This window comes from Gilliamella sp. BG3, assembly GCF_046635605.1.
GTDB lineage: Bacteria > Pseudomonadota > Gammaproteobacteria > Enterobacterales > Orbaceae > Gilliamella > Gilliamella bombi.
Genome location: NZ_JBIDFE010000015.1, coordinates 58,857 through 65,630, shown reverse-complemented (window position 1 = coordinate 65,630; position 6,774 = coordinate 58,857). Strand labels below are relative to the sequence as shown.

Below are 6,774 nucleotides of genomic sequence, written 5' to 3'. Positions count from 1 at the left end.
TAGTATATAACTATGCTACTCTATTTTAGAATAAAAACTTTATTTTTCATCTACTTTTTTGTAAAGTTTTGTTAAGCTCCTTCTTTAATAAAAGATCATCCATTGCTCTAAATTTTTTAATAATATAAGATAACGAATCCATTACTTAAAATCACATATTTGCTTATTAATATTAAGACTTAATCATTAACCTTTACAGAAACATAATTAATACTTCCTATATTTTTGTATATCGCTATTTTAGATCCTAACAATAGCGAATAGACAACATCCATGACTTAATAGCATTTTTTTGCTATAGTAAACCCCATTTTATTTAATCTATAAGAGTTATAAGCTATGGAATCTATACCTAATTGCCCTGTTTGCCAATCTGAACACACTTATCATGATGGCAGCTTTTGTGTTTGCCCTGAATGTGCCCACGAATGGGATCCAAACGAGGCTGTGTCTTCTGATGTTGGATTACAGGTAAAAGATAGCAATGGTAATTTACTTGCTGATGGCGACGATATTATTTTGACTAAGGATCTAAAATTGAAAGGATCTTCAACGGTGCTGAAAAAAGGCGCTAAAGCCAAAGGCATTCGTTTAGTCGAAGGTGATCACGAAATCGACTGCAAAATTGATGGCATGAAAATTATGCTAAAAGCCTGCTTTGTAAAAAAAGCTTAGTTAACTATTTTATTAATGCTGATTTTATCAGCATTAATCTGTTTTAGTGTTAATTAATATAATCTATCATACAATAAACATACTTAGTTAGATCATTGTTTTCAATTAAGTATTTATTGTTTTTTGAAGAATTTATTTCCCATAGCCACAAAAAATAAGTCAAGTTGAATAGGTAAATTAAATACGACTGTGTGATCAATTTATATCACTGAGTTAAATACCATAAGATACTAGAAATTCGCTCAAACATTTGTTCAAAAATAAATTCAGTAAATGCGGGTAGTGTTGTAATTAAATAAGTTAGCATGATTAGCCCTAAAAATAGGGTCGCTGGATAACCAACCACAAATATAGATAGCTGTGGCGTCATTCTGTTAAGTAGTCCTAATGATATGTTGATGATTAATAGCAATGTCATTAAAGGAAGTGCTAACATGATTGCGTTGATAAATAATAGTTTGCTGACTTCAATTAATGCTAAGTATCCATTCGCTTGTAATGGCATTACTGCAATCGGAATAATATCAAAACTATTTGATATGCCGTATAACAACCATAAATGGCCATCAAGACTGAGAAATATTAATAAAGCAATGATGTTAATTAAGCGCGATAATACTGATGTTGATGGACCGCCAATAGGGTCAAAAAAGGTCGCCATTCCTAGCCCCATTTGCATCCCTATTAATTCTCCTGAAAATCGCACTGTCATAAATGCCAACTGCATGGTAAAACCAATAAGTATTCCAATCATTATTTGTTGTGCAATAATCCATATTCCTATAAATGAGTATATTTTTATATTGTCATCAATATGTGGATGTGGCAGTACAATCGTAGTGAGTAGCGCTAGGCCAATTTTAACTCGATTAGGCGTTTCCTTTTCGCCAAAAATGGGCGCTACCATGATCAACGCTAAGATACGAACAAAAGGGAAAAAATAGTCCCTAATCCAAGAAAAGAAATCGATATTAAATAAGTTGTTGATATCAAATTCCATTACATTTAACGGGTTAAGTTAGGAATATCTGTAATAACGGTTTGGATATAGTCGATCATGGTTGATAGCATTGATGGCCCCAATATTATTAAAACCACAATGACCACTATGATCTTGGGAATAAATGATAATGTCATTTCGTTAATTTGCGTCGCAGCTTGTAATAAACTAATGATTAACCCTGTTACTAATGCGGCTAATAATAACGGTCCAGCTAATGATGCCGAAACTTTTATCGCTTGTATGGCTAACGTGCTGATATATTCAGATGACATAGTGCGACTCAACTAAAAAAGCTTTGTGCTAATGATCCAAGTAATAAATGCCAACCATCTGCCAAGACAAATAACATTAATTTGAATGGCAATGATACTGTCGCTGGTGGCACCATCATCATTCCTAATGCCATAAGCGTGCTTGCTACCACTAGATCAATTACTAAGAATGGAATAAAAATTGTAAAACCAATTTGAAACGCTGTTTTTAATTCACTCACCACAAAAGCAGGAACTAATACTTTTAAAGGAACGTCTTCCCGTGTTTGAATGTCGTTTTGGTGAGACATGTTAACAAATAACGCTAGGTCATTTTCTCGCGTTTGGGTAAGCATAAATTCTTGTAATGGTTTAGTTGCTTTTGTTAATCCTTCTTGCATGGTAATTTGATTTTGTGAATATGGCACATACGCTTCTTGATAAATTTTATCAATGACTGGCGACATAATAAAAAAAGTCATAAAAAGCGAAATTCCCAAAATAACTTGATTCGGCGGTGCTGATTGCGTACCTAGGGCATTACGTAACAGACCTAACACAATGATAATTCTTGTAAAACTGGTCATCAATAATAATATTGCTGGTATAAAAGTGAGCAATGTTAAAAAGACTAATGTTTCAACTGGTAACGACCAATTTTGCCCACCTGTTAGGGACTGATTTATGTTAGTTAAAGCTGAAGTTTCAGCATGGCTAGATAAGCTAAATAGCAATAAACTTAGCAAAATAGTTAAATTTAATCGCACTTGTTGTTACTCCTTTTTCACTTTTAAAGCGGATTGTAATATCTGTTGAAATGCGTTAATTTTCGTAAGATTTTTATCTGCTCCATTTTGCGAAAGCAACACTTTGGTTCGTTCTTCATTGATGGTATGTAACAATGTCATTTGTTGAGGAGTAACACCTACCACTAATAATTGGTTATCAACGTGAATAACCATAATACGTTCTTTAGGATTAATGTTATATGTGGCTTTGACATCAATCCATTGTTCGGTCGTTTTTTTCCAACCCATTCTTTTTGCGAGCCATCCTAGCAATAAAATAAAACCGATGATCACAATAAGCGTTAATCCCATTGACGATCCAATTTCGGTATAAATATTTAAATCAGAAGACGATGGCGATAAGGTATTAGTATTGGTTGCACCAACCGTAGGTTGAATCAAATTAGGTTGCTTTATTGTCATTAACGGCTTAATCTTCTTACACGCTCTGATGGAGTAATAATATCGGTGATACGTACACCATAGTTATCGCCAACTACCACAATTTCGCCTTGAGCTATTAAATAACCGTTAATTAATATATCTAATGGTTCTCCTGCAAGCCCATCTAATGCAATTACCGAACCTTGGGTTAGATTTAATAGATCTTTAATAGCTATTTTTGTTCGACCAAGTTCAACGCTTAAATCAACAGGTATATCTAATATAAGATTAATATCTTGCTTTTTATCTTTTGTTTGTTGAGGAGATAATGTTTCAAAAATAGCCTCTTTAGTGATGAGTTCATCACTCATTACTTTTTCTTCTTGGTCTTCGCCGTTATTTGGTATAATGTCAGTCATTGAACACTCCCTCATTCAGTTGTTCTATCACAGGATTAATGACCTGTTCTACTTGAATTGCATACTGTTTATTTACTTTACCGTAATGGCCTTTTAATACAGGTACACCACCAACTGTTACATCTATATTTGTTGGTTTTTCAATTGTTAAAATATCATCAACTTTTAACGCTAACAGTTTTTCAACAGTTGTATGAATATGGGTAAAATTGGCAACTAATTCGACAGATGATTGTTTAATTCCAGTGGTTAATGAACTCATCCAGATATTATCGTCTTGATAAGTCTGTTCTTCGATAGGTGGCTTTATTAGCAACTCTTTGATTGGTTCAACCATAGAATAAGGGATACAAATGCAAAATGTCGCTTTGCTATGACCCACTTCGACTTTGAAGTTTGTTGTTAGCACAACATCATCAGGCGAACTGGTAATGTTGGTAAATTTGCTTTGCATTTCAGAGCGAATATATTCGGTTTCAATTGGGTATACATCAGCCCATGAATTTTGATAAATAACTAATGCTAATTCTAATACTCGTTTTATGATTTGCTGTTCGGTGTGAGTAAATTCTCGTCCTTGTGTTTTTATTTTAGTTGTACGCCCGTCGCCTCCAAATAATGAATCAACGATAATAAAGACTAATTCAGGTGAAAATGAAAATAAGCTTGAACCTCTTAATGGGTTAAGATGAACTAAATTTAAATGGTTTTCTGATGAAATATCAGAAAACTCCTCAAATGTTTGTGGTTCAATCGGGGATGCAACTACATCGGCATTGCGACGCAATCGATTAAATAGCCCAATTCTAAACTGACGAGCAAAACGTTCATTAATGATTTCTAATGCGGTTAATCGTTCAGGAATAAAGCGATGTTTTACCGATAAATCATAAGGTTTAACATCAACCTTTTTACCAGAAGGTAACGAAAAAGAAGAAGCATCAATACTGCTATCTTCACCATCGTAAACAAAACTATCAGATAGTTGTTCTGCAGCACTATTTTCATTTAAATCTGTTGTGGGCTCTATCTTATCGGGCATAATAATCACCGTATAATAAAATCAGTAAATAGAACTTCATCAACTTTTACCCAATGTTTTGCATCATATTGTCTTGATAAGGTAGTTTTTATCTGCTCTTGTAAATCGATCTTCCCCGATTCTTGCTTTAGTTTGTTAACATGCTGTTTTGAAGTTAAAAGTAGTACGTCACTTCTTACTTCAGGTAAATAATCTAATAGCACTGTTCTTTGGTTTTCATCGGCGATACGCAAAACTATTCCAATATAAATAATTTTATTAGTTTCGATATTATCTTCTGAGACAGGTAATGAAATAGTAAACGGCTTTAATGTTAAAAATACCGGTGACGTAACTTCGGGTTCTTCTTGTGCTTTAGTTGTGCTTTGTGAGTGATTGTGAAACCACAAATAAGCCGCAACACTTATCGCTAATAACGTAATAAGAATAAGAATCAGATTTAAAACACTTACTTTTTTTTTCGTGGTAGGCATATTTATTCTTGTCTCTATAAATTTAAAAAGATTTATAACCCATTAATTAGGTATAGTTACAAGAATAATAAATCATATTTTTTAAATTGATTTGAAGAATAGGCGACAAAACATTACCTATTTAAACGTTTCAATTGATTTAAAACATAAAATTGCTCAAAAAATAATAATTTTATTAGTTAAGCAAATATACTAAGTCTAGATTTAATTGATCGACTTTCAACTAGAGATTGCTCAATACTATCGTCTATTACATCAAGTGATACGACTTTCTGGGTTTGATTGCTTTTTGTTTGTTGCGGTGTATCAGATTGTTTTGAATCATTCATCATTGAAAAATCACCGATATTTGTTTGCTCTAGTGTAATACCTTGATCTTCTAATGATGTTCTTAAAAAAGGTAAAGCCGATTCTAACATACCTTTAACAACACTATGTGCTGCCATCATATGAAGATTCATTTTATCATCATTCATTGCAAGCTTAATGTACATTGAGCCTAACTCTTGTGGATGTAATTTTATTTCGGCAGTTTGAATACCTTGACGATTAAACATGATAATTTGTTCAGTTAATGAAGTTTGCCACTGCATAATATTTTGTGTAGGTAAATTTATTGTCGCTGATCTTGCGCTAATACTAGTTTGTGATAATAGCTGGTTTTGTCCATTGGTATTGGCTAACAAAAATGGCTCTTGATTAGTAGCCATTTGTCCTTCATCATCGTAATTATTTATTAATTGGACTTGATTCATCACTACTTTCTGCATAAATTCACTAGCTTTATGCGATTCATTTTTTGAGTTAGCAAAATTATTAATATTATCTTTAATATTTGTCGTTCCTTTATCCACAGGTTTAGTTTTTATTCCTGTTTGTGATGTTACTTTATTAATTAAATCTTCACTGTCATAAATAGAAGCAAGTAAATGCGTTGCTTGCTCATCGATTACCACTTCTGATGATCCACCGAATAAATTAACATTTAATGTTTCAGTATTTTGATCTATTTTTATATCACTATCTTGTGCTATTGGTGTTTGTATATTAAAGGGATAAATTTCCGTAATTAACATTTCAACATTATGATCATTATTTTCTTGCGCATCATCGATACCTTTTAATTTGGCATTAACTGTTTTTTTATTATGTTCGGTTTGATTTTCACTTTGTTGTAATAATTGTTGAAAGCAATCATTACCATTATTCGTTAAATTGGTTTCAACAAGATCTGATTGATGAGAAACAGTAGGGTTCAATCCATTGATAAGATTAACATTCATTTAATACTCTCCTTGCTAATTGTAACTGCGCAAATTCATCTGTCAGTTTTTGCTGTAACCGATTTTGTCGTTGCAAATATTGGTTATACTGCTTATTTAATAGTGTGGTATATGTGTTTAAGCTTTTTTGTGATTGATTAAGCTGATTTGTAATTTGCTTTTGTTTAATATCTAACGATAACAATAGCTTTTTTTGTTGCTCAATACCTTGCTCAATTGAAGCAATAAACGATTTAAAATTGTTTAACTCGCTACCTTTAATACCTTCAAATAAGGCATTATTTAATTTTTGTTGATATTCAACATAATAATTATTTAGAACATTTAGCTGCGATTGCGCATTTTGATGATTTTCATTTGCTTTTTTTAGTTTTATCAAATTATCGTCTACCGACTTTTGCGCCAATTTTTTTAATGTTGAAAATGCAAGTTGCGAAGGATTTTTATTCATTATGA

9 protein-coding genes and 1 pseudogene are annotated in these 6,774 nt (G+C 32.3%); 1 reads left to right on the top strand and 9 read right to left on the bottom strand.

Annotation, left to right across the window (positions count from 1 at the left end; genetic code table 11):
- The first annotated feature begins 339 nt into the window (after positions 1–339).
- The gene (locus ACGH6S_RS08435) at positions 340–675 is read left to right on the top strand and encodes a zinc ribbon domain-containing protein YjdM (protein ID WP_296317796.1); all 336 of its coding nucleotides are present in this window, start codon (positions 340–342) and stop codon (positions 673–675) included.
- 205 nt (positions 676–880) lie between these two features.
- Here ACGH6S_RS08435 and fliR read toward each other — a convergent pair whose 3' ends face one another.
- The 9 genes and pseudogenes from fliR to fliJ all read right to left on the bottom strand — a co-directional run bounded on the left by fliR (position 881) and on the right by fliJ (position 6,769).
- Positions 881–1,675, bottom strand: coding sequence for a flagellar biosynthetic protein FliR (gene fliR, locus ACGH6S_RS08430; protein ID WP_051634103.1), 795 nt, complete (start codon positions 1,673–1,675; stop codon positions 881–883).
- A 5-nt stretch (positions 1,676–1,680) separates the two neighbouring features.
- Positions 1,681–1,950, bottom strand: coding sequence for a flagellar biosynthesis protein FliQ (gene fliQ / locus ACGH6S_RS08425; protein WP_085164693.1), 270 nt, complete (start codon positions 1,948–1,950; stop codon positions 1,681–1,683).
- An 8-nt stretch (positions 1,951–1,958) separates the two neighbouring features.
- Positions 1,959–2,696, bottom strand: coding sequence for a flagellar type III secretion system pore protein FliP (gene fliP / locus ACGH6S_RS08420; protein WP_065590634.1), 738 nt, complete (start codon positions 2,694–2,696; stop codon positions 1,959–1,961).
- 6 nt (positions 2,697–2,702) lie between these two features.
- Positions 2,703–3,140: a flagellar biosynthetic protein FliO gene (gene fliO / locus ACGH6S_RS08415; protein ID WP_085164696.1), complete on the bottom strand. Its 438-nt coding sequence runs from the start codon at positions 3,138–3,140 to the stop codon at positions 2,703–2,705.
- Positions 3,140–3,448, bottom strand: a pseudogene (gene fliN / locus ACGH6S_RS08410) (flagellar motor switch protein FliN); the annotation flags it as partial. The pseudogene fliN and the gene fliO, both read right to left, overlap by 1 nt.
- Positions 3,449–3,512: 64 nt before the next feature.
- Positions 3,513–4,562, bottom strand: a complete 1,050-nt coding sequence (gene fliM, locus ACGH6S_RS08405; protein ID WP_411578655.1) for a flagellar motor switch protein FliM — start codon at positions 4,560–4,562, stop codon at positions 3,513–3,515.
- Positions 4,563–4,567: 5 nt separating this feature from the next.
- Positions 4,568–5,035: a flagellar basal body-associated FliL family protein gene (locus tag ACGH6S_RS08400; RefSeq protein WP_085164699.1), complete on the bottom strand. Its 468-nt coding sequence runs from the start codon at positions 5,033–5,035 to the stop codon at positions 4,568–4,570.
- 179 nt (positions 5,036–5,214) lie between these two features.
- On the bottom strand, positions 5,215–6,318 hold the full coding sequence (locus ACGH6S_RS08395) for a flagellar hook-length control protein FliK (RefSeq protein ID WP_411578654.1): 1,104 nt from the start codon (positions 6,316–6,318) through the stop codon (positions 5,215–5,217).
- Complete coding sequence (fliJ, locus tag ACGH6S_RS08390; protein ID WP_051634102.1) at positions 6,308–6,769, bottom strand: flagellar export protein FliJ; 462 nt, start codon at positions 6,767–6,769, stop codon at positions 6,308–6,310. The genes ACGH6S_RS08395 and fliJ overlap by 11 nt, the downstream gene beginning before the upstream one ends.
- Positions 6,770–6,774: the final 5 nt, after the last annotated feature.